The sequence below is a fragment of the Streptomyces calidiresistens genome (assembly GCF_014141525.1).
GTDB lineage: Bacteria > Actinomycetota > Actinomycetes > Streptomycetales > Streptomycetaceae > Streptomyces > Streptomyces calidiresistens.
Genome location: NZ_VKHS01001130.1, coordinates 1 through 1320 on the forward strand (window position 1 = coordinate 1; position 1320 = coordinate 1320).

A 1320-nucleotide genomic window follows, 5' to 3' on the forward strand; every position below is an offset into this window, starting at 1 on the left:
GGTCAGATGTGTCTCAGGGACAGGCGCGGGACACGTCCCGCGTCGGTCCCCGCCGTCATCCCCCGTTCCGGGACGGCGGGTGCCCACCGGCACGCCCGACGTGCCGGACGATCGGTCCGGGTTCGCCCCGGACCGGTCCCCGCCGGGGCGGACGGGAGGGCCCGTGCCTCACACGCGGTAACCGCGCAGGGCGCGCCAGGTGTTGGGGCCGACGATGCCGTCGACCGAACCGGCCGCCATGTGGTTGCGCTGGAACCAGCGGACCGCCTCCTCCGTCGCCGGGCCGAACCGGCCGTCCACGGCGAGGCGACCGCCCACCTGCCGGTAGTTGGTGGTGCCGTTGATCAGGGCCTGGATCTCCCGCACGTGGTTGCCGACGCTGCCGCGCTCGGCCCACTGGTTGCCGTAGTGGTAGTGGCAGGTCAGGCCGATCGTGCTCTGGGTGTGACAGGTGTCGGCGGCCGAGGCGGCCGAGGCGGCCGGCGCGGTGACCGCGGCGCCGGCGAACAGCGCGGCGGTGACGGCGAGCAGTGCGAGCGGCGTGCGTGCCCTCATGGGATTCCCCCGTGTTCTCGTGTGGTGGTGCGGTGTGCCGTTCGGGGCGGTGTCGGGCGAGGCCGTGTCCCGCCGCGAACACCTGCGAACGGTTCGGTCGCAAACCGTTCGGCGCGGCCGGGTGGACAAGGAGTGTGGCGCCCGCCCACCCGGCCGCCGGGGCGACCGCCCTGTGGACGCCCCGACCTCCACCAGACTGCGCTTTCCCCGACGTCCCGTCACCTTTTCGGTCGTCCCGGGGCTTTCCCGGGACGCACCATGTCCCCACCTGCGGAAACGGGGTACGGTGAGCGGCGTCCCGGGCGATGGTGGAACGCCGCCCCGAGGCGGTCGGGTGGGATGTCGTTCCCGGCGGTGGTGACGGGGCCTCCTGGGCGCGGACGGTCGGAAGGCCCTCCCCACTCCCCGGGCGAGGGGGACGGGAGCGGGTGCGAGGCGAGTCGGAAGCGGAGCGCGAACACCTCATGGCGTCGTGGAAAGAACTGCCGGACACGTTGGGGGAGCGGGAGCGGCGCCTGGTGGTGCGTCTGCGCGGCCTCAAGGATCACAGCGGGTTGAGCCTGGCCGCCCTGGCACGCCGCACCTCCTACAGCTCCTCCTCCTGGGAGCGGTACCTCAACGGGAAGAAGTTCCCGCCCGCGGACGCGGTCCGGGAACTGTCGGTGGTGGCGGGGGTGGACCCCGAACGCCTGCTGGCGCTGCACGCGTTGGCCGTGGAGCACCCCGGTCCGCCCCCCGGGGCCGGACCGGCGGGGGGTCACGGGG

Annotated in this window: 2 protein-coding genes; one reads left to right on the top strand and one right to left on the bottom strand. The window is 74.1% G+C overall.

The window, feature by feature from the left end; translation table 11 throughout:
* Positions 1-168: 168 nt before the first annotated feature.
* Positions 169-555: a peptidoglycan-binding domain-containing protein gene (locus FOE67_RS25910; protein WP_182667256.1), complete on the bottom strand. Its 387-nt coding sequence runs from the start codon at positions 553-555 to the stop codon at positions 169-171.
* A 464-nt stretch (positions 556-1019) separates the two neighbouring features.
* On the opposite strand from FOE67_RS25910, the gene FOE67_RS25915 reads away from it, so the two are divergent.
* Positions 1020-1320, top strand: a 301-nt coding sequence (locus tag FOE67_RS25915) for a helix-turn-helix domain-containing protein (RefSeq protein WP_182667257.1), incomplete at its 3' end; no start/stop codon positions are given.

Excerpts from the sequence above, each read along its gene's own strand:
- FOE67_RS25910 (WP_182667256.1), bottom strand. The coding sequence starts at position 555 with ATGAGGGCACGCACGCCGCTCGCACTGCTCGCCGTCACCGCCGCGCTG.